The 24,598-nt window shown below is 55.0% G+C and carries 25 protein-coding genes; 8 read left to right on the top strand and 17 right to left on the bottom strand.

Going from position 1 to position 24,598, the window contains the following annotated elements; genetic code table 11:
- Positions 1 to 40: 40 nt before the first annotated feature.
- From AC2FI7_RS21800 to AC2FI7_RS21790, 3 genes are all read right to left on the bottom strand, one after another.
- Positions 41 to 1,147 (bottom strand): extracellular solute-binding protein, encoded by a 1,107-nt coding sequence (locus AC2FI7_RS21800; protein ID WP_010443823.1) that lies wholly within the window; start codon positions 1,145 to 1,147, stop codon positions 41 to 43.
- 76 nt (positions 1,148 to 1,223) lie between these two features.
- Positions 1,224 to 2,225: an ABC transporter ATP-binding protein gene (locus AC2FI7_RS21795; RefSeq protein ID WP_029622289.1), complete on the bottom strand. Its 1,002-nt coding sequence runs from the start codon at positions 2,223 to 2,225 to the stop codon at positions 1,224 to 1,226.
- Entirely contained in the window at positions 2,218 to 3,108 is an 891-nt protein-coding gene (locus AC2FI7_RS21790; RefSeq protein ID WP_120981302.1) for a beta-keto acid cleavage family enzyme, read from the bottom strand. The genes AC2FI7_RS21795 and AC2FI7_RS21790 overlap by 8 nt, the downstream gene beginning before the upstream one ends.
- Before the next feature lie 119 nt (positions 3,109 to 3,227).
- Between AC2FI7_RS21790 and AC2FI7_RS21785 the strand changes: the two genes are divergently transcribed.
- Positions 3,228 to 4,298: a GlxA family transcriptional regulator gene (locus tag AC2FI7_RS21785; RefSeq protein ID WP_010443820.1), complete on the top strand. Its 1,071-nt coding sequence runs from the start codon at positions 3,228 to 3,230 to the stop codon at positions 4,296 to 4,298.
- Here AC2FI7_RS21785 and AC2FI7_RS21780 read toward each other — a convergent pair.
- Genes AC2FI7_RS21780 through AC2FI7_RS21765 form a run of 4 tightly spaced genes read right to left on the bottom strand, consistent with a single transcriptional unit; the run spans position 4,280 to position 8,568 of the window.
- Positions 4,280 to 5,227 carry a 3-hydroxyacyl-CoA dehydrogenase NAD-binding domain-containing protein gene (locus AC2FI7_RS21780; protein WP_010443818.1) on the bottom strand — a complete coding sequence of 316 codons (948 nt, stop codon included), beginning with the start codon at positions 5,225 to 5,227 and terminating at the stop codon, positions 4,280 to 4,282. The genes AC2FI7_RS21785 and AC2FI7_RS21780 overlap by 19 nt on opposite strands.
- Positions 5,227 to 6,030 carry a carnitinyl-CoA dehydratase gene (locus tag AC2FI7_RS21775; protein ID WP_010443816.1) on the bottom strand — a complete coding sequence of 268 codons (804 nt, stop codon included), beginning with the start codon at positions 6,028 to 6,030 and terminating at the stop codon, positions 5,227 to 5,229. The genes AC2FI7_RS21780 and AC2FI7_RS21775 overlap by 1 nt, the downstream gene beginning before the upstream one ends.
- Positions 6,031 to 6,034: 4 nt before the next feature.
- Positions 6,035 to 7,075: an LLM class flavin-dependent oxidoreductase gene (locus tag AC2FI7_RS21770; RefSeq protein ID WP_496833629.1), complete on the bottom strand. Its 1,041-nt coding sequence runs from the start codon at positions 7,073 to 7,075 to the stop codon at positions 6,035 to 6,037.
- 11 nt (positions 7,076 to 7,086) lie between these two features.
- Entirely contained in the window at positions 7,087 to 8,568 is a 1,482-nt protein-coding gene (locus AC2FI7_RS21765) for an aldehyde dehydrogenase (protein ID WP_010443812.1), read from the bottom strand.
- Between the two features lie 143 nt (positions 8,569 to 8,711).
- Between AC2FI7_RS21765 and AC2FI7_RS21760 the strand changes: the two genes are divergently transcribed.
- The 6 genes from AC2FI7_RS21760 to AC2FI7_RS21735 all read left to right on the top strand — a co-directional run bounded on the left by AC2FI7_RS21760 (position 8,712) and on the right by AC2FI7_RS21735 (position 14,786).
- Entirely contained in the window at positions 8,712 to 9,113 is a 402-nt protein-coding gene (locus tag AC2FI7_RS21760; RefSeq protein WP_010443810.1) for a RidA family protein, read from the top strand.
- The gene (locus AC2FI7_RS21755; RefSeq protein ID WP_010443808.1) at positions 9,113 to 9,913 is read left to right on the top strand and encodes an alpha/beta fold hydrolase; all 801 of its coding nucleotides are present in this window, start codon (positions 9,113 to 9,115) and stop codon (positions 9,911 to 9,913) included. The genes AC2FI7_RS21760 and AC2FI7_RS21755 overlap by 1 nt, the downstream gene beginning before the upstream one ends.
- Positions 9,910 to 12,018, top strand: a complete 2,109-nt coding sequence (locus AC2FI7_RS21750) for a CoA transferase (protein WP_010443806.1) — start codon at positions 9,910 to 9,912, stop codon at positions 12,016 to 12,018. Before AC2FI7_RS21755 ends, AC2FI7_RS21750 begins: the two co-directional genes overlap by 4 nt.
- A gap of 13 nt (positions 12,019 to 12,031) precedes the next feature.
- On the top strand, positions 12,032 to 12,634 hold the full coding sequence (locus tag AC2FI7_RS21745) for an amino acid synthesis family protein (protein ID WP_010443804.1): 603 nt from the start codon (positions 12,032 to 12,034) through the stop codon (positions 12,632 to 12,634).
- Between the two features lie 497 nt (positions 12,635 to 13,131).
- On the top strand, positions 13,132 to 14,280 hold the full coding sequence (locus tag AC2FI7_RS21740) for an AAA family ATPase (RefSeq protein ID WP_029622285.1): 1,149 nt from the start codon (positions 13,132 to 13,134) through the stop codon (positions 14,278 to 14,280).
- A gap of 92 nt (positions 14,281 to 14,372) precedes the next feature.
- A complete protein-coding gene (locus tag AC2FI7_RS21735; protein WP_010443801.1) occupies positions 14,373 to 14,786 on the top strand; it encodes a hypothetical protein in 414 nt (137 codons plus the stop codon).
- An 801-nt stretch (positions 14,787 to 15,587) separates the two neighbouring features.
- On the opposite strand, the gene AC2FI7_RS21730 is transcribed toward AC2FI7_RS21735, so the two are convergent.
- The 9 genes from AC2FI7_RS21730 to AC2FI7_RS21690 form a co-directional block, all read right to left on the bottom strand.
- On the bottom strand, positions 15,588 to 16,034 hold the full coding sequence (locus tag AC2FI7_RS21730; RefSeq protein WP_010443799.1) for a hypothetical protein: 447 nt from the start codon (positions 16,032 to 16,034) through the stop codon (positions 15,588 to 15,590).
- Entirely contained in the window at positions 16,034 to 16,261 is a 228-nt protein-coding gene (locus AC2FI7_RS21725; protein WP_010443797.1) for a DUF3955 domain-containing protein, read from the bottom strand. The genes AC2FI7_RS21730 and AC2FI7_RS21725 overlap by 1 nt, the downstream gene beginning before the upstream one ends.
- Positions 16,245 to 17,018 carry a hypothetical protein gene (locus tag AC2FI7_RS21720; protein ID WP_496714331.1) on the bottom strand — a complete coding sequence of 258 codons (774 nt, stop codon included), beginning with the start codon at positions 17,016 to 17,018 and terminating at the stop codon, positions 16,245 to 16,247. The genes AC2FI7_RS21725 and AC2FI7_RS21720 overlap by 17 nt, the downstream gene beginning before the upstream one ends.
- Positions 17,019 to 17,177: 159 nt before the next feature.
- Positions 17,178 to 17,468, bottom strand: coding sequence for a hypothetical protein (locus tag AC2FI7_RS21715; protein WP_010443792.1), 291 nt, complete (start codon positions 17,466 to 17,468; stop codon positions 17,178 to 17,180).
- A 147-nt stretch (positions 17,469 to 17,615) separates the two neighbouring features.
- Positions 17,616 to 18,131, bottom strand: coding sequence for a DUF805 domain-containing protein (locus tag AC2FI7_RS21710; RefSeq protein ID WP_029622284.1), 516 nt, complete (start codon positions 18,129 to 18,131; stop codon positions 17,616 to 17,618).
- A 321-nt stretch (positions 18,132 to 18,452) separates the two neighbouring features.
- On the bottom strand, positions 18,453 to 19,187 hold the full coding sequence (locus AC2FI7_RS21705; protein ID WP_010443788.1) for a hypothetical protein: 735 nt from the start codon (positions 19,185 to 19,187) through the stop codon (positions 18,453 to 18,455).
- 114 nt (positions 19,188 to 19,301) lie between these two features.
- A complete protein-coding gene (locus AC2FI7_RS21700) occupies positions 19,302 to 19,610 on the bottom strand; it encodes a hypothetical protein (protein ID WP_010443785.1) in 309 nt (102 codons plus the stop codon).
- Positions 19,611 to 19,633: 23 nt separating this feature from the next.
- Positions 19,634 to 20,155 carry a hypothetical protein gene (locus AC2FI7_RS21695; protein ID WP_010443783.1) on the bottom strand — a complete coding sequence of 174 codons (522 nt, stop codon included), beginning with the start codon at positions 20,153 to 20,155 and terminating at the stop codon, positions 19,634 to 19,636.
- Between the two features lie 53 nt (positions 20,156 to 20,208).
- Positions 20,209 to 20,766 (bottom strand): hypothetical protein, encoded by a 558-nt coding sequence (locus tag AC2FI7_RS21690; protein WP_010443781.1) that lies wholly within the window; start codon positions 20,764 to 20,766, stop codon positions 20,209 to 20,211.
- Positions 20,767 to 20,977: 211 nt separating this feature from the next.
- Here AC2FI7_RS21690 and AC2FI7_RS21685 point away from each other — a divergent pair, with 211 nt between their 5' ends.
- A complete protein-coding gene (locus AC2FI7_RS21685) occupies positions 20,978 to 23,356 on the top strand; it encodes an autotransporter family protein (RefSeq protein WP_238528860.1) in 2,379 nt (792 codons plus the stop codon).
- A gap of 88 nt (positions 23,357 to 23,444) precedes the next feature.
- Here the strand turns inward: AC2FI7_RS21685 and AC2FI7_RS21680 are convergent, their stop codons facing one another.
- Positions 23,445 to 24,377: an SdiA-regulated domain-containing protein gene (locus AC2FI7_RS21680; RefSeq protein ID WP_010443776.1), complete on the bottom strand. Its 933-nt coding sequence runs from the start codon at positions 24,375 to 24,377 to the stop codon at positions 23,445 to 23,447.
- Positions 24,378 to 24,598: the final 221 nt, after the last annotated feature.

Below are 24,598 nucleotides of genomic sequence, written 5' to 3'. Positions count from 1 at the left end.
AACCCGACCCTTAGGATCGGGTGACCATAAGCTAAAGCGATCAGCTGATCGCTTCGAGGAAGGCATTCACCGCGTCGCCGCCGTTGTTGCCCCACCATTCCGGATCGTTGTAGACGATCTTGTCGATGTTCATGGCCGAGGTTATCGCATAAGGCTGTTGGTCCTCGGGAATCTGGTCAAAGGCCTCGGGATTTGACGGGGTCATGCCAAGGCAATCCAATAGCGCCAACTGCGCTGGTATGTCCTGCGCCGTGGCGATGAAATCCATGACTGCGGCACCAGCCGGGTTGCCCTTGGGCACAATATAGGCCCCCGGCATCGCCATCGCCTGATTGTTCACCAACTTGTACTGGCCATCAGTGTCGTTTTCGATGTTGCGACCTCGGTTCTGCCAGATGATCGCCATCGAGACCTCGTTGTTGACCACCATCGAGTGAACTTCCGATCCCGAGCCCCAGTAAAGGCTGTCATCTTTGATCGACTGGATTTTGTTCAAAGCGCGGTCCATATCAAGCGGGTAGAGATCGCTGCCAGCGACGCCATCGGCCATCAATGCGGCCTCGAGCGACCCATTTGCCCATTTGTAAAGCGCACGGGTCCCGGGGAATTTCTCGGTATCAAAGAAATCGGCCCAGTTTTGCGGTGGATTATCGCCATAGGCTTCAGTGTCATACACAAAGGCATACCCGTAGAGGATGATCGACACCCCATATTCCAGCGCATAGCCGGGCAGCGTTTTATCCTTGGACACCACGGAATAGTCAATCGGCTCCAGATGCCCGGTTGGTCCAAGTGACACGGCGTTGAATAAGTCCGCATCCGCCACATCGGCAGTCACATTGCCACTGTCGACCATTTCCTTGATCTTGCCTTCCAGCGGACCAGAGGTATCAAACTTCAAACCTTTGCCGGTTTTAGCGGTAAAGGCCTCACCGATGGCCGAGCCATGGCATTCTTCGGATTGGCCGCCCCAGTTCCACATCACGACATGGTCTGCCGCCGCTTCGGCGTCGCCCGCCAGTACCGCATTCATTGCAACACCCGAGGCACCGCAAAGCGCAAGAAACGTGCGCCGGTCCATACGGCCAGCCCTAAACGCCTGGGCACTTTCGGCAAGCATTTCCTTTTTGAATTGTTTATCGTGCATTTTCTTCCTCCCATTTGATCCGAGATTTGACCCGGCTTTCGGTCATGACGCCTCTGGGCGTTCTGTGTTGGGGTGCCTAGCCCGTTTGTAGCTCCACTGCTGCTGAGTCCTTCCAAAGCAAATCCACCCGCACCCCCTCTGTCAGATCAGAGGCGTTGCGCCAGACGTCGATATCTACCTCAATCTCGGCCCCTTCGTCGGTGTCCACGATGATCCGCTGCATCGAGCCGAAATAGGTGATGCTGCGAATGGCGCCCCTCATCCGGGCCTCGGTGTTTTCGTTGCCAGGCATCAGATCAATTTTTTCCGGGCGCAGGGCAAAGACCTTTCCGTTTTGATGAATAAAGTTCGATTTCCCGAGGAAACTGGCGGTGAACTGATTGATCGGGCGCTCGTACAGCTCTTTTGGCGTTCCGACCTGCTCGATCGCGCCGTCGCGCATGATCACGATGCGGTCAGACATCGACAGTGCCTCTTCCTGATCATGGGTGACATAGATGAAGGTGGTGCCAACGCGGCGATGAATGTCCTTGAGCTGCTCCTGCACTTCGACACGCAGCTTTTTGTCCAGCGCTCCCAGCGGTTCGTCCAGCAACAGCACAGGCGGCGCAAAACACAAGGCACGTGCAAGGGCCACACGTTGTTGCTGACCACCAGACAACTGCCCCGGTTTGCGATCTGCAAACTCCTGAAGCTGAACCAGCTCCAGCATCTCGTCGACACGGTTCCGAATTTCGTCGGCGGGGCGTTTACGCACGCTTAGCGCATAACCTACGTTGTCGCGAACAGTCATATGGGGGAACAAAGCATATCCTTGAAACACCATGCCGAAGTTGCGCTTTTCGGCGGGCACATTCGAGATGGACGCACCGTCCAGCGCAATCTCTCCTTTCGATATGTCGAGAAACCCGGCGATCATCATCAACAAGGTGGTTTTGCCCGATCCCGACGGGCCTAACAGCGTCAGGAACTCTCCATTTCGGATATCCAGGCAGATGTCGTTGACAGCACGGAACTGACCAAAAAACTTGGAGACATTGCGAATTTGCAAGCTACCGGTTTGGGTTGGATCAGCCATCCGCCCCCCTCAGGTTCAGCTTGTTGCGCGACTCTTGCGGTGTCAGGATCCGCCCACCCATCCGTTCGATAATCTCTCGGGCGCGGGTGACAAGCTGGCCGTTTGTCGCCAGAACCCCGCGATCAAGGTAGATGTTGTCCTCAAGACCGACACGCACATTCCCGCCAAGCGCGACAGCTGCGGCTGCCATCGGCATCTGCCCCCGCCCAATCCCAAAACTGGCCCAGCTGGCGCCTACGGGCAGTTGCGCCTTCATGGCCGCCATGGTTTCCACCGTTTGATCGGCCCCCCATGGAATTCCAAGGCACAACTGGAACATCGGCGGAGCATCAATCAGCCCCTCCTCCACCATCGCCTTGGCAAATCGGATATGGCCGAGATCAAAGACCTCAAGCTCGGGCTTCACACCCCATTCCTGAACCAGTGCCGCCATCCGACGCAGTGTCGGTGGCGTGGAAATATAGATCATGTCCGTGTCGGAAAAATTCAGCGTGCCACAATCGAGAGAGCAGATTTCAGGCAGGCATTCCTTGATATGGGCCAGCCGTTCTTCTGGTCCGATCATGTCGGTGCCCGGACCGGGCATGGCGGGATTGGACGGGTCTGAAATCCAATCGCCCCCCATACCTGCCGTAACATTGATGACCACATCCGTATCGCTTTCGCGTATTCGATCCACGATTTCCTTGAAGAGCGCCGGATCGCGCGAGCCCTGCCCCGTTTCAGGATCACGCGCATGCACATGCGCGGCAGAGGCCCCTGCCCTGGCGGCTTCGATTGCCGCATCAGCAATTTCTTTCGGGGTCACCGGCACGTGAGAGCTCTTGCCGGTCGTATCTCCCGCACCGGTAACTGCGCAGGTCAGCACAACTTCGTAGGTCATATCCGAGCCCCCCTTTTTACCTAGATTGCCGCGCGATTGACGGATAAAGATGTCGATTATCCGCCACAGATTAGGTTAGAATGGCGAAAAATCTGACCTAAAGCTTCTTGGTAAAACCAATGCATGTCGACATCACAACGCATATGGCTCGGGCTAAACGGCATGCCGTATTTGTCGTTGTCCCGCGTTTCAACCTGACCACGCTGATCACCATGATCGAAACCATGCGGATCGCAAATTACCTGGCGCCAGAACCGATGTTTTCCTGGGACATCGTCTCGTTCGACGGTCCTGAGATTGTTGCCAGCAATGGCATGACGACCGCAGTGGACACCGACTACGGGAGCCTCACTCCGGCAGGTTTTGTGTTTGTGTTGGGCAGTTGGGGTACTGAACACTACGAAAACACCGCTTTACTCACCTGGTTGCGAAAACGCGCACGCGCAGGCGAAACTGTTTGCGGCGTTGAATTGGGCAGCTACATCGTCGCACGTGCAGGCCTGTTGGACGGCAAACCTGCGACTATTCACTGGTCGTGGTTGAGCGGGTTCCGGGAATCCTTTGATCGGGTCGATGTCCATGAGTGTCTGTTCACTATTGACGGCAAGGTAATGACGTGCGCGGGCGGGTTGGCTGGGGTCGATCTGATGCTAAGGCTGATTGAATCCATCAGCGACAGCGGCTTTTCGGGGGAGATTGCAGACCAGATGCTGCATCACCCCATTCGCGACGCCGCCTCACCCCAGCGCAGCACCATGGGCCGGAGCACGGAAACCATGCTTCCGTTGATCCGAGAAGCGATGACCCTGATCGAAGAAAACATAGAAGAGCCGCTCAAAGTGCCCCAAATCGCTGATGTTCTAGGTGTTTCTCAGCGTCAACTGGAACGCCAATTCAAGAAACACGTGGGCTGTACCGTGGTGCAATTCGGCTTATTGCGCCGATTGCAGAATGCTCGCCTACTGTTGATTTCGACCGACCTCAGTGTACGCGAGATTGCCACCGCATCAGGATTCAATACACTGTCACATTTTGCCTATTCATTCGGTAAATTCTTCGGCCGGCGCCCATCCGAATACCGTGAGGCATGGCCGAAAAGCGAGCCGGCACCCAGCTGGCCCGGCTCTCTCTCGGATTTCTTGTCCATTCTGAACAACGTGCCCGCTCAAGGTTATCCCCCGCGGGAGTGACGCAGAGCATTCAGCACTGCAACTATTTCGCGATCTCGTTGGGCTGCCATGTCCTCGAAATCTCGGTCGCCGGCGACAGCGTTGCAGCCATCGACCATGCGATCGCGCAATTCCTTCGTCAGCTCAGGTGCCTCCAAACGGGTCCAGGGCAGTTTAAGCGCCGGGCCGAACTGATCCAGGTTGGTGGCCATGCCTCCGGCACCACAGGCCACGTGAAAAGCCATACACTGACCCTGCGAGACCATACGAGGCGCCGGGCCGTTCATGAGTGCGATGTCGATGTCTTCCGGCGTTGCCTCTCCATTGGCGACCATATGCAGGGCCTCTCGCCAAAGCGCCTCTTGCAGTCGGGTCGCGACAAAGCCGGGGATCTCTTTTTTCATCATCAAGGGGGCCTTGCCCGCGATTTCGTAGAATTTCCCGGCCCAAGCCACCGCCTCTGGTGATGTCTGTTCGCCGCCCACGATTTCGACCAGTGGTAGCAAATAGGGTGGATTGAAGGGATGGCCGATCACACAGCGTTCCGGTGTCGCGCAAGTCGCTTGGATGTCGGTCATCATCAAGCCGGACGTGGAAGAGCCAATCACGACTTCTGTTGGCAAAATGAGCCCGAGTCGTTGATAAAGTGCCTGCTTGATCTCAAGACGCTCGGGCGCGCTTTCCTGCACAAATTCGGCGCCGTCCAGTGCAGCCTCCAAATCTGTAACGATGCGCAAGCGGTCAAGCGACGCACCGGCGGCAAGCCCCAAATCCGTCAAGCTCTTCCAAGCAGTTCGTAAGATTGCGTGAAAGGCATCGGATTCGCTCGCGTCATGCAAATAGGCGGTCACATCATAACCACGCGCAAGAAAATGCGCTGCCCAGCCGCCGCCGATGGGGCCGGCTCCAATGCTGGTGATGCGGGTGATCGATGAGGGGTCAGGATACATCACTCACCCTTGAATTTGGGTTCACGCTTTTCGACAAAAGCCGCGACACCTTCTGCCGCGTCGTCAGATTTCAGCATCTTGCGGTAGATCGGCATCGGATCGGTTCGCATCTTGTGAAAGGCCTGTTCCAGCGGCACGCACTCGATCTCACGCTGCACTTCTTTGACAGATTGCATCGCAAGAGGCGCTGACCAGGCAATCGAGGCCGCCCATTCCCGGGCCGCAGTCATCAAGTGATCCTTTGGGACCACCTTGTTGACCAACCCGTAATGCGCCGCCTCGGTCGCGGTCATGCGACGGCCTAACAGAAACATCTCCATGGCGATATTGTGCGGTATTCTCCGAGGCAGGCGTTGCAGTGCCCCCGCATCTGGAACGATGCCCAAAGGCATTTCAGGCAAGCCAAATTCCACATGTTCCGCCGCAATCAGCAGATCACAGGCCATGGCCATTTCAAACCCGCCGCCGATGGCCAGACCGTTGATGGCCGCGATAACCGGCTTGTTGAGCGCCCAATTCTCGGTCAGACCCGTGAACCCGCCGAACCCGTAGTCATCACTCTCCCACCAGTTGTCGAGCTGCATCTCACCCTCATTCAGGGCCTTCAAATCCCAACCGGCCGAGAAAATCCGATCTCCTCCCCCGGTCAGGATCGCGCAACGCAAGTCTTTGTTCTCGTGCAACTCCTGAAACGCCGCGGCCAAGGCCTGACTGGTGGGAACGTCGATGGCGTTTACTTTGCCCCGCTCTAGTGTGATTTCCAGAACGTGGCCGTCGCGGTGTGTTTTGACCCCTTCTGCCATTGCTTCAGTCCTCCTTGAATTCCGGCATGACCTCGTTGCAGAACATGCGCAAGGATCGCTGCTGCGCCGCGTGATCCAGCCCCATCGAGGCATAGTAGATGAACTCGTTTACACCGAGCCCCTGATATTTCTTGAGCTTTCCAATCACACGCTCAGGTGAACCGAACATTAGGTTTTCTTCCAGCATCAAGGGATCATACTGTTCCCGGCCCTCCAACTGATCCAGCGGAATGGAAGCAGGAAAACCATCTTTGACATCGCCCAAATTGCGATAGAGGTTTTCGAACTGGCTCAGCAATCGTCGCACCGCCTTCATCGCGTTTTCGCCATCGGCCGCATTGTCGTAAACGCAGGAATGGCGCATCAGCGCAAAACGTGGCACCCAGCCATTATCCGCTTTTTCAATCGCCTCATCGAGTTGCTTTTTGTACAGCTCGGCCTCAGCGAACGGGCGGGTGAAAGGCCAGCAATTCACGTGGCAGCGTTCACGCATGGCGTAGTCATAGGTGATCGGCGAGCGCGCCGCGACCCAAACCGGAACCTCGGCTTGCAATGGTCTGGGTACCGAGGTTGATGTCGGGAATTGCCAATATTCGCCTTCATGCGCATAATCGCCCTTCCACAACTCGCGCACCGTGGGCAGCATCTCTTGCATATAGCGCCACGCATCAGATTGCTTGAGGCCCGGCTTCATGCGATCGAACTCGCGCTGATAGGCACCTGACCCGATACCAAACTCCAACCGACCGCCGCTTAAAAGATCCAGCATCGCGACTTCACCAGCCAGGTTAATCGGGTGCCAGTACGCAGCGGTCGCCACCGCCGTACCAAGCCGGATCCGGCTGGTCTCGGATGACCACCAAGTCAGCAGTTGGAACGGGTTGGGCGCAATCGTCATTTCCAGCGCGTGATGCTCAGCAGCCCAAACGATATCGAAACCGCCATCCTCGGCGATTTGCACCATCTCCAATGTGTGGCGCGCGACGTCTTTCATATCCAGACTGTTGTCGATCCGCTCCATGTTTACGGCAAGTTGGAATTTCATGCTCACCTCCCTCAGCGCATTACAAACGGGTTCGCCAACGGCTCATCCGATGTGTTCATCCAGACCGTCTTGGGCCGGGTGTAGTCGTAGATCGCCTGGAACCCGCTTTCGCGGCCATAGCCGGATCCTTTGACGCCACCAAACTCGGCTATCGGGGATACAACGCGGTAGGTGTTGACCCAGACGATCCCTGCACGCACCGCGTTCGCCATGCGCAAGGATCGGGCACCGTCGGCGGTAAAAATACCCGCCGCGAGCCCGTGTTCGGTATCATTGGCCAGTTCCAGCACCTCAGCCTCGGTCTTGAAGCGCTGAACGCACAGAACAGGGCCAAAAAGCTCTGTATCGACGATCCGCAGGTCCTGCCGTGGGCAGTCGATGATGGTTGGCTCGAAATAGAGCCCTGATTTGTCTTCCGGCTGCTTGCCCCCCACCAAAACCTTGCCGCCCTCTTCCTGAGCGAAGGCGACCTCGCGTTGGATGTGGTCCAACTGTCCGGCGGTGCAAAGCGGCCCCATCTGAGTTTCTTCGGCCAGTGGATCGCCAATGAGGATCTGCTGCGCCTGCGCCACCATCCTGTCGAGAAACTCATCCGCGATGTCCTCGTGCAAATAGAGGCGCGATCCGGCAACACAGCTTTGCCCTGTCGCACCAAAGATACCGGCAATTGAGGCATTGACTGCACTTTCGATATTGGCGTCATCAAAAACAATAAAGGGCGACTTGCCGCCCAGTTCCAATGAGACCTCGGCAAAGTTGCGTTTGACGTTTTCCAATACATGGCGCGCAGCGTTTGGACCTCCGGTAAATGAGACGCGCGCCACCAGTGGATGCCCGGTCAAAGCCCGTCCACAAGGTTCTCCATGACCCGTCACGATGTTGACAACACCAGGCGGGATACCGGCCATCTCGACAAGTCGCCCAAATTCCAACATCGCCGCGCTGGCATGTTCAGATGCTTTCAGAACAACCGTATTCCCGGCAGCCAATGCCGGACCGATCTTGACCGCCACAAGGAACAATTGCGAATTCCATGGCACCACAGCGGCAACCACACCGAGGGGTTCGCGCTTGGTGAAGACAAACATGTCAGGTTTGTCGATGGGCAGGGTCTCGCCGCTTACCTTGTCCGCACACCCAGCAAAAAAGTGGAAAAACTCGGCAATATATTTGGCTTGCCACCGCGTCTCCTTGAGCATCTTGCCAGTGTCGATGGATTCAGTTCGTCCCAGCTCTTCGGAATGATCCGCCAGAAGATCGCCCAGCTTGCGCAGGCATTTGCCGCGCTCGGTCGGTGTCATCCGCGCCCAGGGGCCGCCGACAAAAGCAGTGTGTGCTGCCGTGACCGCTCGGTTGATATCATCCTCGGTCGCCTCTGGAACACGGCTCCAGACCTCACCATTGGCGGGGTTGATACTGTCGAAAGTACCGCCATCCGCGGCGTCGACCCAGTCACCGTCAATCAGCATCTGATAGTTTTTGACATCAGCCATGGCGTGCCTCCCCCCTGATTGCTGTCTTCCTATTCATGTCTGCTTTCGCGTCTCAGGGTTATGAAAATACGACGCAGCCTGTCGAAAAATCCGAGTCTTGCGCCCGATCATGGGTGCAGGCTGTTCCAAAGGGAGGCTTGGAAATGGGTAACAAAAAGCAGGTTATCGGAGGTCCACTGGAAATTGGCGGGCGGGTTCTGTCGCTTTCCCGCGCCATCCGGGCAGGCGATTTCGTTTTTCTGACAGGGCAAATTCCGATGCGAGACGGCATTCCCATGACCGATGGCACCGTCGAAGAGCAGACCCGCGCAGTTTTGGACGACATCACCAAGACACTGGCCGAGGCAGGCTGCACCCGCGAAGATGTCATCAAGGCCATGGTCTGGCTGCGGGAGCGCGACGATTTCCCTGGATTTAACGCCGTCTACGCCGACTATTTTCCAGTTGAGCCTCCAACCCGGTCGGCTGTGGTCAGCGATCTTCTGGTGGATGCCCGCGTTGAGGTCGAAGTTGTGGCCTATCGTCCGCTTGAGGACCAATCCTGATGGGCATAACACCAGACGGAACCCATTTCAAAATGACAGGACCAGAAGATGCGCCTGTTGTGGTGATGATCCATGGGCTGGGCCTGAACCAGGATTGCTGGCAATGGACGATCCCTGCACTGCCTGATCGCTTTCGCGTTCTCACCTATGATTTATTTGGACATGGGCAAAGTGCCCCACCGCCCGAATGCCCCAGCCTTTCAATGTTTTCACGCCAGCTAGAGAGCTTGCTGGACCACTGCGCCATCCAAAACGCGGTTATCGCAGGGTTCTCATTGGGGGGCATGATCGCGCGTCGGTTTGCCCAGGATGTGCCGCAACGGGTTTCAGCTCTGGTGATCCTGCATTCCCCTCACAAACGAACCGACGCCGCACAAAAGGCAATCTTGAAACGGGTGGAACAGGCACGGCTGGACGGACCAAAGGCAACAGTCGAAGCCGCGCTGGACCGATGGTTCACCGATGCGTTCCGCCAATCCAACCCTCGTATGATGAACACGGTTCGTGACTGGGTCATGGCCAATGACAAAGCAATTTACCACACCATCTATCGCGTGCTGGTCGATGGTATCGACGAAATTGTTGCGCCAAGCCCGCCGATTTCTTGCCCTGCGCTGGTGATTACGGGTGATGAGGATTTCGGCAACGGGCCAGAGATGGCGAATGCCATCGCAAGCGAGATTGCGGGGGGCAGTGCACTTATCCTCCCGGGACTGCGGCATATGGCACTTGCCGAAGACCCGGACGCTGTGAACAAGCCACTCCGCAGCTTTCTCAACAATCTGGATCTGAAGCCATGAGCACCCAAATCCTCAAAGGCCTGCGTGTGTTGGATTTGAGCCGGATGCTTTCAGGTCCCTATTGTACAATGCATCTGGCGGATCACGGTGCCGAGGTGATCAAGATCGAAGGCAAACATGGCGACACCAGCCGCGGCAACGGACCGTTCCGTCAAGACGACCCGGATCATGCCTGGGCCGGCTACTTTGTAAGCCTGAACCGCGGCAAGAAAAGCGTGCAGCTTGATCTGAAATCGCCCGAGGGCTGTAGGGCTTTTCGAGATCTTGCGGCAACGGCGGATGTCATGGTCGAGAATTTCCGCCCGGGCGTGATGGATCGCCTTGGCCTGTCTTATGAAAGCCTTGCTGCCGACAACCCCCGGCTCGTCTATGCCGCGATCCGAGGCTTTGGCGACCCGCGCTCAGGCCAAAGCCCCTATGCCAACTGGCCTTCGTACGATGTGGTTGCGCAGGCCATGGGCGGTCTGATGTCCGTCACCGGTCCGAATTCTGACACACCCACCAAGACCGGACCCGGGGTAGGTGACATATTCACCGGCATGATGATGGCTTTCGGCATCATGGCTGCCCTGCGCGAGGCCGAAGCGACTGGCAAAGGGCAGTTTGTGGATGTGGCCATGTATGATGCCATGATCTCGCTTTGCGAACGAATGGTGTATTTGCATGACGTGACAGGAAAGGTGCCCGGACCTGAAGGCAACGGGCATCCCTTCCTTTCCCCGTTTGGCCTCTACCCGGCAGCCGATGGCCACATCGCGCTTGGAATTGTCGACGATGCGTTTTGGCAGCTTTTGACACGGCTGATGGGGCAACCGTCGCTTGGACAAGATGACCGCTTCTCCACAAGGGCGGCCCGGGCCAACCATGCGTCCGAAGTCAACAAAATCGTAAGCGATTGGACCCGACAACGGACTAAGGAGCAATTGACGGCAACACTGGGTGGCCAGGTCCCGTTCGGCCCGATGAACACTATCTCGGACATCACGGCCGACCCTCATGTAGCCAGCCGCGGCATGCTGGCGAAGGTTCCGCATCCGGATGCGGGACATGAACCTTGGACCGTGGCAGCAAACCCGTTGCGGTTCGGTCGGCACCGCCAAGGTGCACTGACGACCCCTCCTGCGCTAGGTGAGCACAATAGCATTCTGGAAGGATTGACCCCACCGGAGTCGACGGAACCCTTAATCGGGAAGGCGCTGCGCGACGCCTTCGGGCGCTTTGCCACCGGTGTGACAGTGGTCACTACCCGGCAGCCGGACGGGACCCCGCGCGGGTTCACGGCGAACTCATTTACCTCCGTTTCTCTCGACCCACCTCTACTCCTGGTTTGTGTCGGTAAGCAGGCCTTGTCCTTTGAAACCTTCCTGCAGGCGGATCATTTCACGGTCAACGTCCTGTCGGACGACCAAAAAGAAATCTCGGGCCTTTTCGCGTCTCAATCAGCCAAAAAATTCGACATTGCAGCCTGGCAACCTGACGCGCGGAACATGCCCACGATAGACGGTGCGCTCGCCCGGTTCAGCTGTGCCCGACACCGTTTGGTCGATGCTGGTGACCATCTGATCCTGATCGGCCGCGTGGAGGATTTCGAAACGCGCGAGGGACATCCGCTGGGCTACTTTCGCGGTGCCTATTTCGATTTGGGGCTCAACAGTGCCCTGACAGAGGCCGCCACTGCAGGTGGTGTGACCGTCGGAGCAGTACTGGCCAACGAAGATCGGGTCCTACTCTCCGTTGACAAAAGCGGGCACATTTCAGTGCCGGTTGCTCCTGCAAATAACAATTCTACAGATGGGCTGATCACTGATCTGTCAAACCGAGATTTGATTGTAGAGCTGGCGCATCCTTATGCGGTTTATCGAATATCCAAAAGCGGGACGCAGCGGATCATCTACCACGGAAGCGTTCATGGGCAGCCCCCTGACGGCATGCAATACTTTGATCTCGGCGACTTGCCGCTGGAACGCGTACGCGACGGGGCTGAAAATTCGATGTTGCGCCGTTACGCAAAGGAAAACAGCCACGGTACATTTGGTTTCTACCACGGAACTGAAGTCGAAGGCGTCGTACACACACCGACCGGGCACCACAGCTATCACGTTTGACAGGAGAAGCAATATGATCCCCGAATTGCGCAAGGTAGTCACCTTTGATGAGGATATTCACACAGAAGGAGGCCGACCTTCGGAACCCGTGTTGCGCATGATCGGCGTGGCAGCGGTGGTCAGAAACCCTTGGGCAGGACGTGGCTTTGTCGATGATCTTTCACCAGAGATTCAGCGCATGGCGCCAGTTCTGGGAGAGATGCTCACCAACAGACTGATCGCTCTGGCGGGATCAGGCGATGCGATAGAAGCCTACGGAAAAGCCTGTATCGCCGGGACAAGTTGTGAGATTGAACATGCCTCCGCGCTTATTCACACCCTGCAGTACGGAAATTATTATCGTGAGGCAGTGGGTGCAAAAAGCTATCTCGGTTTCACAAACACGCGAGGGCCCGCGAACACCCAAATTCAGATCCCGCTGATGGACAAACATGATACCGGGCGGCGGTCGCACTACCTGACCGTCCAGTTTTCAATCTACGACGCGCCGGATGTGGATGAACTTGTTGTGGCTCTGGGGGCATCAACCCGTGGTCGCCCGCACCACCGGATCGGCGACCGATACTCAGACCTCGCTGCCTTGGGAAGGGATGTGGAGAACCCGGCTGGGGTCTAGTTTGTTACGATGATGATGCGTATCAGGTAATTGGCTTGAGGCAAGTTGTTGTCTTCGATGCAGACCAACTCAGCACGAGAGCTGACAATCAACAAATAAGGATTGGGCGCAAAATAGCCAACGACCGCCGCCTCCTTGATGGGGTATTCTGGGTCGGCTAAACCGGAGTCACTTCGCGTTCAGCCGGAAGCGTTTAGAAATGCTCAGACACTCATCATCAGGCAGCGAGCGCCAAACATGGAGTTCGCTCAGGGACACCAACCTCATAAAAAGCGGCTTTACAACTACTACCCACCTCCCTTTTTCTAGTGCGTCTAGCTCATTTGGACAGAAACAACAGCAAGGAAGTTTGTTCCATGCAACTGTGTCAGCCACAGACAAAGCTCTCATTCGCAGCGGCTACATGAAAGCCTTAATCAAAACCTGTTGCGGACATCCTGTGTTTAGTCTGATAGGTCGTCTGTTGATGTGTGATCGCCGGAGCCGGAAAGACTGAAATGCTTGTTACAGTTGCTGTCGCCGGTTATCGATCTCTCCGAAATCTGGTTCTGCCACTTGCTCCCCTGACGGTAATTACCGGTGGCAATGGGGTCGGAAAGTCGTCGCTGTATCGCGCGCTTCGAATGTTGAGCGAGGTGTCACAAGGTAGTGTCATCTCTACACTCGCGTCTGAAGGAGGGTTGGGCTCCACAATGTGGGCGGGGCCTGAAGTGCTGTCTCGAGGGATGAAAACGGGTGAAGTACCCATCACCGGAACGACTCGGAGCAAACCAGTCGGCCTAAAGCTTGGCTTTGCGTCCGAAGACTACGGGTACGCAGTCGAGCTTGGATTGCCAGCAGAAACCTCAGCCTTTTCTAATGATCCTGAGATCAAGTCCGAAGCATTGTGGATCGGCGAGACATTGAGCCGACACAACGCGCTTGCAGAGCGCCGTGGCCCGTGTGTACGGGTACGGTCGGAGTACGGTTCTTGGAACCAGGCGGCCACTACCCTTCCACCGTTTGACAGTATGATGACCCACGCAGCCGATCCGAATAACGCATTAGAGCTGCTGCATTTACGAGACCGTATGCGGAATTGGCGGTTCTATGATCAACTTCGGACTGATCGTGAGGCCCCGGCCAGAAGGCAACAGGTCGGCACCCGAACTCCAATTCTTGCAAGTGACGGCTCGGACCTGGCGGCAGCTATTGAGACAATTCGGGAAATCGGCGATGTGGCAACACTTGAAAAGACCGTCATGGACGCATTTCCGGGAAGTTCAATTGAGGTTCATGCGAAAGATGGGTTATTCAGCCTCACAATGAAACAGCACGGGTTGCTGCGCCCGCTCAGCACTGCGGAATTGTCGGATGGGACCCTGCGATACCTGCTCCTCGTGGCGGCCTTACTGACGCCACGACCTCCTAGCCTGATGGTCCTAAATGAGCCCGAAACAAGCCTGCATCCTGACTTAATCCCACCTCTAGCTCGGTTGATCAAAGAAGCCTCCGCGCGAAGTCAGATCATCGTCGTTTCTCACAACCGAGCGTTAGCCAAAGCTTTGAGCAAGGGTAATGCGCTCACGCATCACCTCGGCAAAGCCACTGGGGAAACCTTTGTCGAAGCGGCGGAACCCATACCTTGGTCGTGGCCCAAACGATAGCCTTTAGGGAAGTGCTAACAACGCGCGCGATTGAGTTGTGCGTTACACGGAATCGCCTTGACCCACACTGACCTCGCGCGCGATATAACCGCATGGTTTCCAAATCTACGGTACAACTTGCCACTATCTTTTATGGCTTGAGTTCATCGATTGTAGTGGCCGAAAAGGTTCATTTTTCTGGACTCTATGTCCCGGAAGGTCTTTCGTGCGCGGAAGGCGCGCGGATTTCGGAGGAATATGGGGACCTTCGTGCCGGATACGTCATCTATGACGACGAGGGGCGCAAATCGGACGACGGGTCTTGTGCTTACGCTCAAGTTCAGGCTCTTCGCGGAACCGCGGTGCAAATCGTTGATCTGGCCTGCTCATTTGACGGTGCAACCTATTCTTACCGCCAGCTCTTAACCCCGCTTGAGAAAAATAGGCTGCTGGTTGTAAACTCACCAGACGAAGAAACCTCCACTTACCAGATCTACACTTTATGCGGATGGGTTCCTGAGAGCTGAATGCGGTAGCGCTCTCCCGGCGACTTCGTGAACTAGTCTTAAAGGAAACTCATCAGGCGGTTGGCCACACTAGATTTAGCAAAAGAATAACGACTGCAAAGGCGACCGCAAGTGTCAGCCGCTGTCTTCCCTTGCTCTTTCCGTCAAGGACACCGGTAAGCTGCATTTACCAATAGGTGGCGTAAAGTAAGGCACCAGAAGCAAGCGCGTGCGCGACATCATAGTTCATAGGTTTTCCGTCATTTGATGATTCCATAAATCTCAATGATGAGTGCAGATTCCCGTTATTTCCATGGCTAAGATGATCTCCGGGCCGTATTCTGCATAACCTAAATCGGTGCAAGGTTAGTTACATCTGGGTCGCCCGTTGAAAAGCCCCTCTATGGCCCACTTATATCCCTGCGGCGTCGCAATCAAAGAATAAGGGCAACGATACTAATAGGGCTCGAACGTAGTAGATGACGTATTCGCTAGGGTAGAACATAAAATGTCGTTTTCTACATTCGTCGTTGCGTTGGTTACAATCGGTTGCGTGCCTGTGAATTCGACAATCCACTAGTATGCTCGCCGACCATCGTTGAGCCGCTCGATATTGCTGGGCGGACCCTGATCCAAAACCACCGACAGGGTGTCCTGTCACGCGCCGCCTTCCCGGACGGAATCTGCACATCCCGCCAGAAGCAGAAAGCTGAAGATCAAGGCTGCGGCAGAGAGTGCTATCTAAGTTTTTCGACAATAGATTTTCCTCTAGCAGACCCGCACAATTGTTCTATTTCGATGCAGGAAGCTGCGCTAGCTGAGTCATTGGTATTCACGCACCGCGAGATCGGCGGCCTCCTTGGGAAGGATGAGGTTCCATCGCCTGTTCGCGATCTCCTCTCTGACCGTCACGGCGCTAACCATCCTGTTCCCAACTCGCAGCTCAAGGTCCTTTCCGATCTTCGCTCTTGTCAGGCCCGCCACGGCGAAAGCAGCGTCTTTGTTTAGCTCGAGCCGAAGGATCACTTGCTCATTGCCGGTCTCTTCGGTGCTCATTTCGCGGACAGCAGCAGGCATTAGAGCAATCGGGCCGATGGAAATCCAGTCAGGAAATCGCTCTACCACGCATACCGGGTAGTCCCCTGGATGTCTTCCACCGCCGAGGTCCAGGCAGTTGTCCTCCTGTACGGCCAGCTGTACACGCGCGCCCGCCCAGAACGCGGCAGTCACCAGCACTACCATCGCCGCGACTAAGGCGAAGAGCCGCATTAACGGTTCCAAAAATAGAGAAACAGCGACGTCAGAAGCATCGCCACTCCACCTAAGGTGAATATCCATCCAAGGCCGAGAAGGAAAAACGCTTCGCGCAGCACTCCGTCCTCGTCAATCTGCACACCTTGCACCCAATAGAGGACCCATAAAGCCGCACCAATGGTCAAAGAGAACAGCGCCGAGATCAGGGTCACTTTCGCGGCGCCCCTAGTTGCACTGATCATATCGATAGTCTCCGAATTCGATCCAACGCTCTGAACCATCTTCAAAAACGAGAAACTCGGAACGGTCCTGGCCCAAGAGAGCGACGATAAAGCCACGCGGCGGCTCTGCATTGCCGAAGTAGCTGTAGGACGTCATTGCGTCCATCGTTTCACCGTTGACTGTAACACGCGCGTCCCAGTCGCTGCCGGTGTCGACAATGGCATATTCGATCTGTCGCTGAGTGCCGCCCCCGCCGCAATAGACTACGCCTTCAGGTGCTTCCGGACGGGAACCTGAACCCGACGAGGCGAGGTTACTACAACTGCGTTTCAACGAACGGATGGCCGCCGAAGACCCCTTCAATTCGAGGATCGCATACGAAATGTCCTGATCGGTCATAGAGAGATTGAGCGTCGCGTTAGCGGCAATCTGATCCAGAACAAACACGTAGTCATTGGCGTCATTGAACTCAATTTCGACGGGGTAATTGTCCACAACCCGGAAGGAACTGTTGGCCCGCTCGGCCTGAAACGCACCGACTTCAGCTGTGCCGTTGCTCATGAAACGAAACGAAAGCCCCTGCTTGTTCACGATGTCTTGGCTGTCTTCATAGCCTGCTGGAGCAAACCGTATGCGGTCGCATTGCAGTTCTAAAGTGATATTGTTCGCCTGAATGAATGCATTAGGGCTTGGACCTGAACTAAACTGCCAATCTGCCATTGCCGACAATGGAGCAGCGAGCAAAAAGGACGTAAATAATGTGGAAAGCCAGTTCATTTGTGACCTCATTATTGTAGAGAGCGAAACCGGCGGCTGCCGGTGTTCAAATTCGTGAGAGCCGGTTGACTCATCAACCTAGTGCCCAAAGCCACACCCGCTTCACATCTTTTTTCCTCTTGGAATAGGCGGCTCTTTAGACCGCCCGCTTCAAAGAGCTTATCCCTCACCCATGAAGAACACGGACGTGACAGCGCCGGACGGAGTCGTCTCGCAGACCCAGAAATTTTGCGCGCCGGGTACGTTCATGAGCAGGCTAAAGCCATCTTCAAGGCGAGTAACGTCGTTCACTGACGAACCGGTGACACCGACGGTAGAGTTGACATCTGCGACGCAATTGGCGCGCGCGACGGCCTCACCGTCACCAGAGCCGGGTTGCGTCGTCTCGACACAGCCTGCGACAGCCGTTGCAACGAAGACTGCAAGGCCAATTTTTGAATAGTTAGACACTTATTCCCCCCCAAATTTGATTCTGTTGGTTGTTGACAGTCGGAATAGCGAGACCCGTGCAGGCAAACCGTAGATTCTTCCTTAGTATTCTCCCAAACAACTTTACTACGTCCCCGCAAAACCTCTGACCAAGTCTGCGTCATAGCGTCAAACTGGAGCGGGACCGTATGCATTATCGCCTTCTTGTGACGGTCGACTCAGCCACCAGATCATGAGTACTGAGAGTATGAGTTGCAGAATACCGACAACCATCAACCCGGTGACACCGAGGAAAGCCGCTGGACCCCTCAGAGTTTCAGGATCATTCGCGCCTTGCTCGAGCGCAGAGAACACTGCGATGCCACTGAACAGCATGAGCACAGTCGCGATGCTTAGTGCTGCAGGCAAAAGCAAATACCAGCCCGGTCGTCCTGTGTCGTGCAGTCGACGCCATCCAGCAGCCAGCATGGGTATTAGAACGGCAAGCTGAAAAATTGGGGTCAGGACTTGGATGCCTTGTCCGGTTTCGGGATCCGTCCCAAAGATTGATGCGTCGACGATTGCAAAGACGAGGCTTACGAGAACAACAAACAGCACAAACCACCAGTACTCAGACCTCACTGCACGCCCGGAAAAAACAAAGTACTTTCCAAAGCACGTTTTGGTTGCTTGAACAAATCCCATATTTCCGAACTCCTTAGAGCGGCGGCCCGATCTCTCTGAAATCATGGACCCTACTCCACGGCTTAGTCAATCGCCTTGGCACTGCTCCCTCAAAACCGGTGAGTGTCCAAATTCGCCACCTTAGAATCTTCTCTGAAGCAGCGCTCGGTTTCCCTGCTGCGGTAGTACAAAATGCACCTGGTAATCCCGACCCATATCGTGGCCTCCGTGTCACCTCATCATGCTTTTTGAGTGAAGCACGCTTCTGGGGTAAACCAGACGCGAAGACGCACGCACTCTTTCTCGGGCGTCGATACTAAACTGTCAGGTGGGGTCGGCCGGTCAAAATGTGGGCGCGCGCCGCCATTCGGGATCGAGAGCCCGCAACTCTTGCAGGGTCCCCGCGCCATGCGCTGCGCCATAGAGGACAACGACGTTACCCGGAGCGGCATCGATCACGGCTGCCAAGTGCCTGTTACGTGCGTCAATTGTGATCTGCGTGACCCGCGCGGGGTCCGCAGTCGGCAGAACGAAGTCTCTCATGGGCGTCGACAGGTTCTCTTCGCTGATTTCGAGTGGTCCAATCAGCATTTCATAGGCGTCTGCGATTTGTGCTGGTGTCAGATCCACGTTCACATCCTGACCACCGGGGAAGCCAAGGAAAGCCTCGTTGTCCTGTGCAACAAGACCGTCCGACACGTTCTCGGCATAGAAGGCCGGCGAGGGAAGCATGCCCAGCATTGCGCGTATCCTTAGTTTGTCGGCGACGCTGGCCGTGTCGAAGTCGATAAACTCGTAATAGAGGTCCGCTCCATTTAGCTTGAGGCGTTCGACCTCAGCGGCAATACGATCATAGAAAGGCTGCTCGGCGATATGGATCATGGGGATGAAATACAGGCTTCGCTCGCCATTGGTGAAGGTAAAGCGTTTTGCGCCACCTGCAGATCCATCGACAATGAAGTCTTCCTCGGTCAAGGTGCCAATGTCGCCAGGTGGACCCTCGGGTATAGGATCCCCCGCAGCGTTGTTCCCGATCACAGCTGCAGCCAATAGTGAGATGGCAAACGATGTTGACAACTTTTCTCTGAAAGATTTCGTTGCACTCCTCGCAGTGGCCGTGATTCTTGTAATGGTTGCCATTGTTGTGGGGACGCAAGAAAAAATGAATTGGGACGCGGACATGGATGTTTCTTACCTTCGCGGTACGCTGAAAAATGTGTAGCTGTTCGTCTGGGTCAGGATTGGCACACCAGTCTGTGCCATGAGTTCATCCATATCCGTCGAACCGGTTGAACACGCTACAAGATCGGCAGCGTCGTCTAGGAAATCGAGGGTAAAAGCGCTTTCGCCAACGAGGCGGCAATCATCAGCAGCGCTTCTGTAGCCGCGGACGAAGATCAATTCCGGATCAGGTTCGCTTATGGCAACCTCAGGAGTAGTTTCAATGCACCCCGAAACAGCCAGCACCGATGCGATAGTGCCGATATTGAGCATAATCATTTCGAGGTGTCGTTTCAAATACGCTACTCCCACTCTGCGCGCGTGCTGCGCCACACCTTTTCTTCTGCATCCCATACGCTGGCTACGATGCAGGGCGTTGGGTTGATACCTTCACACTGCGAGCCATGCACATCCGCCAGAAGCACCCGGAACGGGCCGATGTTCGCCATCTCCCAACCCTGATTGAGAAGCGAAAACGCACGATCCTCGATCAGGAAATGGGACATGCAACCGCCTGTACCACAATAGAGTGATGCAGCGGTCGAACACGAGAATCCACTTTCGTCCAGCCCCCAGTCCCGCTGGAGGTCTCCGTCCAGATCCACGCGGCGAACCGCACCGAACTCCAGGGCGAACTGTCCGTTCTCGAATTCAGAACAAGCCCTTTGGGCGGCTTCGACCTTTTCGGCCAACCGCGCCGGCAGCGCAGACCAATCTTGTGCAATTGCTGGACCAGTGTTGAATGCCGTCAAGATTGCACAGAGAAAGAACGCCCATTTCCGGGCATCGTCGCGGTTGCTCTTTCTGGCTATCTTAGTCTCCATTTTCGATTCTCCATCATGTACCTAAGGTTCCGCTGCATGGTTCGCCGGTGTTGTCACCGAATTCGATTTAGTTTCGTCACCATCACTGAAGACAAGGAATTTCGACCGTTCTTCGCCAAACAGCCCGAACTGGAACCCTGTCGGCGGCTGTGATCGAAAAAGCTGTGCGACGTCATCGCGCGAATGGTATCGCCATCAAAAGCAACGCTTACACTCCAAGGGTCGTCTGGCTCTCTCACGAAAGCGTTGTCGATGACCTTCTCTGCGGCACCATTTCCGCAGCAGACTATGCCTTCAGACGCTTCCATGATCCGAGATTTCGACACGCCGGAGTTGCAGGCTAAGCGCTGGGAATTGACCGCCGTGGACGAGCCTTTGAGCGTGGCGAAACCGATATCCAGTCCAACTTTCCGCACTTCCACCTTGGGGCTCCTTTCCCTGCAGAAGAGTACATCTGCAGTTCGCCGCGACGCGTGACAGTTGGGAGCAAACATCATCCGCGCAATCCATAATTCGAACACTGGCATTCGACAACTCGCTGCACTTTGCTTGAACGGCCGCTTTAAGCGCTTCGTCGCAGCAGACGGACGTAACTGGTGTGCTTTCTGCATGCGCGAATACTCCGGGCAGAGTTCTTGCAGTTTCGTGAGTAAATTCTATCGCGAGGCGAATAATCTTCAAGCGGCACTGTTGCACCGCGGCCCCCCATCAAAAACCATTTGCCATAGCGGTCTTTCATTCGAATATTTTTTTGTGCTCAAATATTCTCCGGATGATCGCAAAAGGTTGTGGCCGCGTTTGTGAAGTTAGTGGGGAGAGCTTATGGAAACAAAGGATCGAGTTCAGGCAAGCGTAGCGCCGTACGTTGATCGCGCACTTTTCACTAAGCTCACACTCGGAGCCTTGGCGTACTTCTTACTGCCCGGCATTGCCCAGGCCCAAAGTTCGCAATCTTGCGCTGAAGTTGGTGCTCCGCGTCAAGAATACACTGCTGGAACAGAGACCATTCTTAGCGGGCAGACGATATCTTCTACTGTTAAAACCTGCCTGCCAATTCCAAACGGGCCCATCACGGCGCTTCTGATTGGTAATTCCACCATAACGCCTTCTGGGGAAATTGAGCTGTATGTCCCGGGGCAGAGTCAAAATCCAGACAGAGCATCGGTACTGACTTTGTTGAACGTCGATGTCGCGGCAGGGAGCGGCGACTTTGTTTCACGGGAGGCCCTGACGACGCAAATCAACGGCAGACTACGAGTCAATATTGTAGGGACTTCGATAGGATCAGGACGGTCCATGACATTTGCGCCCGCAAATGGGAGTGATGTTGACCCAACCGAGGTATTTTTCCAATCAGACACGCCGTTAACTTACGATAATTTGACAGTAACAAACGCGACGGAAATCGCGTTTGGTGTGATCAACATTCAGACAAGAAGCGCTCAAGCGTCTGATTTTACACTGACCAACAGTTCAATGTCGGCCACCAGCAATATGGTGATCGGTGCTGGTTCAACACTTCGGCTTGACGCGTCCAGCAGCTTAACCACGGTCGATTTTGATAACTTTGGTACTCTGGCCGGCAACGGCACCGTGAACGCATTCAATTTCAACGTGAGAAATGGCGCTGTTCTTTCACCGGGCTCCTCGATTGGGACGTTGAATATTAATAGTGCAATTTCCTTCGCTGCGGGGTCGACGATTTTGTCGGAAGTCGACCCCGCAGCGGCACAAAAAGCGGATCTGGTTTCGTCAACAGACGCAGTCACTGGTATCAACAACGCCACCATACAAGTCGAAGCCGCTCGTCCAGGCTTGACTGCGCAGGACTATGCTGCTGGCAACGACTACACGGTTTTTCAAGCCTCGAGTTTTGATGGAAACTCCCCAACTCTTGTTGCCGGAGGTTCTCTACCCGCTCTTTCTAGTCTGAGTATCTCAAATACGCCAACTGTGGACGGGAGAATTGATATTGCGTTTTCTACCCTCCCTGTCTCGAGCTTACCGCAGCATCCAGCAGTTGTAGGATCACCCAATGCAAGCAATCTCGCTGGTGCGGTGGCCAACACCACAAACACGTCGCCCGGAACCATTCTGACCAACGGCACAACCTTGGGCAATGCCGTTAACACGCTTACCAATTCAGGTTTGGCTGGGTTTAATCGTGTGCACGCAGAACCATATTCCTCCAATTTGACCGTTGGTCTGGAGCAACTTGACCTGATAACCAACACCGTGCTGAGCCACGCTGATTGCCGCAAGTATCAAGCGGTCGGCTTCAGCAATGAGGATCAACCTATTGCATCGGGAGACATCGACTCGGCCCAGAGCCCTAGTGGCGCAATAGACTGCTCTGATCGGCGCTGGTGGATCGACACGGCCTATGTGAGCGGGGACGTTGATGGAAGCAATGGCCTTGGGACATTCGACTATTCGCTGGGCACGATTTTGGTCGGAGCGGATGTCGCAAGCACCGATAGAGGTGTGGTCGGCGTGTACGCAGGTTTTGGGACATCCTCCATGGATGAACACGATCAAGTCGATCAGGACTTTTCGACCGACAGCTATCATGTGGGCGTCTATGGGCGCACAACAACCGGAACTTGGGAGTTCTCCGGGCTGGTCGGTTACATGTTCGGTGAAACCGACGCCAAGCGAAATAACCCTTCTGTTGATGGCTTTACGGGAGGCGAGGCAAAGTCTGATTTGGACCAAGAGGGCATCCATGCCGGTATCCAGGCACTGAAGCTGTTTAACCTGGACAGCGGTGCAAGGGTTTCTACGGTTTTTGGATTGAACTACGGGCGTATTCAACAAGGTTCAGGCACAGAGACGGGCGGTGGTGATTTCAACTACTCGATTGAGAAAGCGAACGCAGAGTCTCTGGTTGCTTCCATTGGAGTTGATTACCAACGCGACTTCTTGACAGAGAATGGATTGCTAACCCCAATCGCCTTTGCTCGTTACGAGTATGACTTCTTTGCCAACAAGGATAGTGAGCACGAAATCACTGTGACGAGCCCGATATTTGGCACGTTCACACAAGTCGGACAAAACCGAGGTGCAAATGGCTTCGTACTTGGTCTGGGGCTAGGGTATCAGATCTCTGATCTGGCCAGACTAACGGCAGGATATGGCTATTCTGTTCGCTCCAATGGCCAAGAACATGGCCTAGGTGCGAATTTAAGTGTTCGGTTCTGATTAGGGTGGACCAACGACGAGGAATGGTAAGCTAGCTGCAACAACTTGCGTCAGCTATTGTGGCGATGTGAACTTCATTCTCTAACGATCAAAATTTGGGGATATTAAAAACGTAAAGCCGTGATTTCTTGGCGTCGTCTGTCAGGATGTAGAGAAGCCCTTTGGTCTCATCGAGAGCGATTCCTTCGGGATGTTTAACTTCCTTTTGTTCGCCATCTTCTGTGAACGTCAAACTGATAGACTTTACTGACTTGGATTTTGGATTGTAGACGAAGATCTGACGGCTTTTGTCACTCACAATCCAAAGAGAACGCGAGGACCGGGACCAGGCCAGGCCACTCAAATCCAGTTCATCATCATCTACACGCTCGGAGATAAAACCTGCATCGCGGGCTAAAGGAATGATCTCAATAATTTCGTCCAGCTCTGGCGATAACACCATTAACAACCTTGGTTGTCCCTCAATGCCAACGAACACCCGCCCAGATTCCGGGTCAACGGCGATGCCTTCGGGTCCCTTGTTCAAAGGGTTGCCGACGAGTAATGCAGCGGCGGTCGGGTAACCTTTAAGAGATGCGAGAGGTATTGTCGTCAGTTGAATGGGGTCGGTTGGGTGAACGACTAGGATTGATCGGTCAGTTTCTTGAAGCACCAAAACAGACCCATCCTTTCGAGGTGCAACACCCTCCAAATCTGATCCTGCCAATGCTGGCAACTTGAAAGAGTTTCCCAATACCCCGTCGACTCCGAGTAGGTGCAGTTTAGGTTCGGCATCACTTACAGACCACAAGAAGCCTTCAGCGTTAGACATTGCCAAGCCGGAAGGCTCTGAAAATCCCTCTGATTTGTCTGCCACCTTGAATTTATCGACCAGAACCAAACCAGCACTTTCGGCGCAGGCAAAATCGGTCCAAGACAAGAAGGCTGCCGCAACCAAACTGGCCGCAAAAGCGAGTCGTCTAAGTTTGCAGAAACACCGTGAAATTTCAGCTTTTGACGAAAACACTCTGTTTTCTGTCATTGGATTCTCTCGCGCTTGGACCACATCCCTGTATCAGCGTTCGTATCACAGTCCGGATACGTTGTCCGAAGAATGCACTGTGATCTCTTTACCTGATCCCGCCTGTTGCGATTGAATTGAATAGGGCATGATGTGCCTTTGGTTAAGCGTAAGCCTTTGGCGTGAGCAGGAAGGAAGACAAGTTGAATACGACCCTCACATTTGTGACCGTGTTGTTGATG

It is taken from the genome of Ruegeria sp. YTSA064, assembly GCF_059610325.1.
The sequence above is the reverse complement of the archived record's forward strand: the minus strand, read 5'-3'. Positions and strand labels throughout refer to the sequence as shown.

What these genes read in the sequence shown, in the direction of transcription:
- AC2FI7_RS21775 (WP_010443816.1), bottom strand. Translation starts at nt 6,030, where the DNA reads ATGGCAGAAGGGGTCAAAACACACCGCGACGGCCACGTTCTGGAAATC.
- AC2FI7_RS21725 (WP_010443797.1), bottom strand. Translation starts at nt 16,261, where the DNA reads ATGATCAGTGCAACTAGGGGCGCCGCGAAAGTGACCCTGATCTCGGCG.
- AC2FI7_RS21685 (WP_238528860.1), top strand. Translation starts at nt 20,978, where the DNA reads ATGGAAACAAAGGATCGAGTTCAGGCAAGCGTAGCGCCGTACGTTGAT.
- AC2FI7_RS21770 (WP_496833629.1), bottom strand. Translation starts at nt 7,075, where the DNA reads ATGAAATTCCAACTTGCCGTAAACATGGAGCGGATCGACAACAGTCTG.
- AC2FI7_RS21735 (WP_010443801.1), top strand. Translation starts at nt 14,373, where the DNA reads ATGGTTTCCAAATCTACGGTACAACTTGCCACTATCTTTTATGGCTTG.
- AC2FI7_RS21680 (WP_010443776.1), bottom strand. Translation starts at nt 24,377, where the DNA reads ATGACAGAAAACAGAGTGTTTTCGTCAAAAGCTGAAATTTCACGGTGT.
- AC2FI7_RS21710 (WP_029622284.1), bottom strand. Translation starts at nt 18,131, where the DNA reads ATGGGATTTGTTCAAGCAACCAAAACGTGCTTTGGAAAGTACTTTGTT.
- AC2FI7_RS21800 (WP_010443823.1), bottom strand. Translation starts at nt 1,147, where the DNA reads ATGCACGATAAACAATTCAAAAAGGAAATGCTTGCCGAAAGTGCCCAG.
- AC2FI7_RS21700 (WP_010443785.1), bottom strand. Translation starts at nt 19,610, where the DNA reads ATGATTATGCTCAATATCGGCACTATCGCATCGGTGCTGGCTGTTTCG.
- AC2FI7_RS21765 (WP_010443812.1), bottom strand. Translation starts at nt 8,568, where the DNA reads ATGGCTGATGTCAAAAACTATCAGATGCTGATTGACGGTGACTGGGTC.
- AC2FI7_RS21750 (WP_010443806.1), top strand. Translation starts at nt 9,910, where the DNA reads ATGAGCACCCAAATCCTCAAAGGCCTGCGTGTGTTGGATTTGAGCCGG.
- AC2FI7_RS21795 (WP_029622289.1), bottom strand. Translation starts at nt 2,225, where the DNA reads ATGGCTGATCCAACCCAAACCGGTAGCTTGCAAATTCGCAATGTCTCC.
- AC2FI7_RS21740 (WP_029622285.1), top strand. Translation starts at nt 13,132, where the DNA reads ATGCTTGTTACAGTTGCTGTCGCCGGTTATCGATCTCTCCGAAATCTG.
- AC2FI7_RS21785 (WP_010443820.1), top strand. Translation starts at nt 3,228, where the DNA reads ATGCATGTCGACATCACAACGCATATGGCTCGGGCTAAACGGCATGCC.
- AC2FI7_RS21760 (WP_010443810.1), top strand. Translation starts at nt 8,712, where the DNA reads ATGGGTAACAAAAAGCAGGTTATCGGAGGTCCACTGGAAATTGGCGGG.
- AC2FI7_RS21730 (WP_010443799.1), bottom strand. Translation starts at nt 16,034, where the DNA reads ATGCGGCTCTTCGCCTTAGTCGCGGCGATGGTAGTGCTGGTGACTGCC.
- AC2FI7_RS21790 (WP_120981302.1), bottom strand. Translation starts at nt 3,108, where the DNA reads ATGACCTACGAAGTTGTGCTGACCTGCGCAGTTACCGGTGCGGGAGAT.
- AC2FI7_RS21780 (WP_010443818.1), bottom strand. Translation starts at nt 5,227, where the DNA reads ATGTATCCTGACCCCTCATCGATCACCCGCATCACCAGCATTGGAGCC.
- AC2FI7_RS21755 (WP_010443808.1), top strand. Translation starts at nt 9,113, where the DNA reads ATGGGCATAACACCAGACGGAACCCATTTCAAAATGACAGGACCAGAA.
- AC2FI7_RS21695 (WP_010443783.1), bottom strand. Translation starts at nt 20,155, where the DNA reads ATGGAGACTAAGATAGCCAGAAAGAGCAACCGCGACGATGCCCGGAAA.
- AC2FI7_RS21690 (WP_010443781.1), bottom strand. Translation starts at nt 20,766, where the DNA reads ATGCAGAAAGCACACCAGTTACGTCCGTCTGCTGCGACGAAGCGCTTA.
- AC2FI7_RS21720 (WP_496714331.1), bottom strand. Translation starts at nt 17,018, where the DNA reads ATGAACTGGCTTTCCACATTATTTACGTCCTTTTTGCTCGCTGCTCCA.
- AC2FI7_RS21745 (WP_010443804.1), top strand. Translation starts at nt 12,032, where the DNA reads ATGATCCCCGAATTGCGCAAGGTAGTCACCTTTGATGAGGATATTCAC.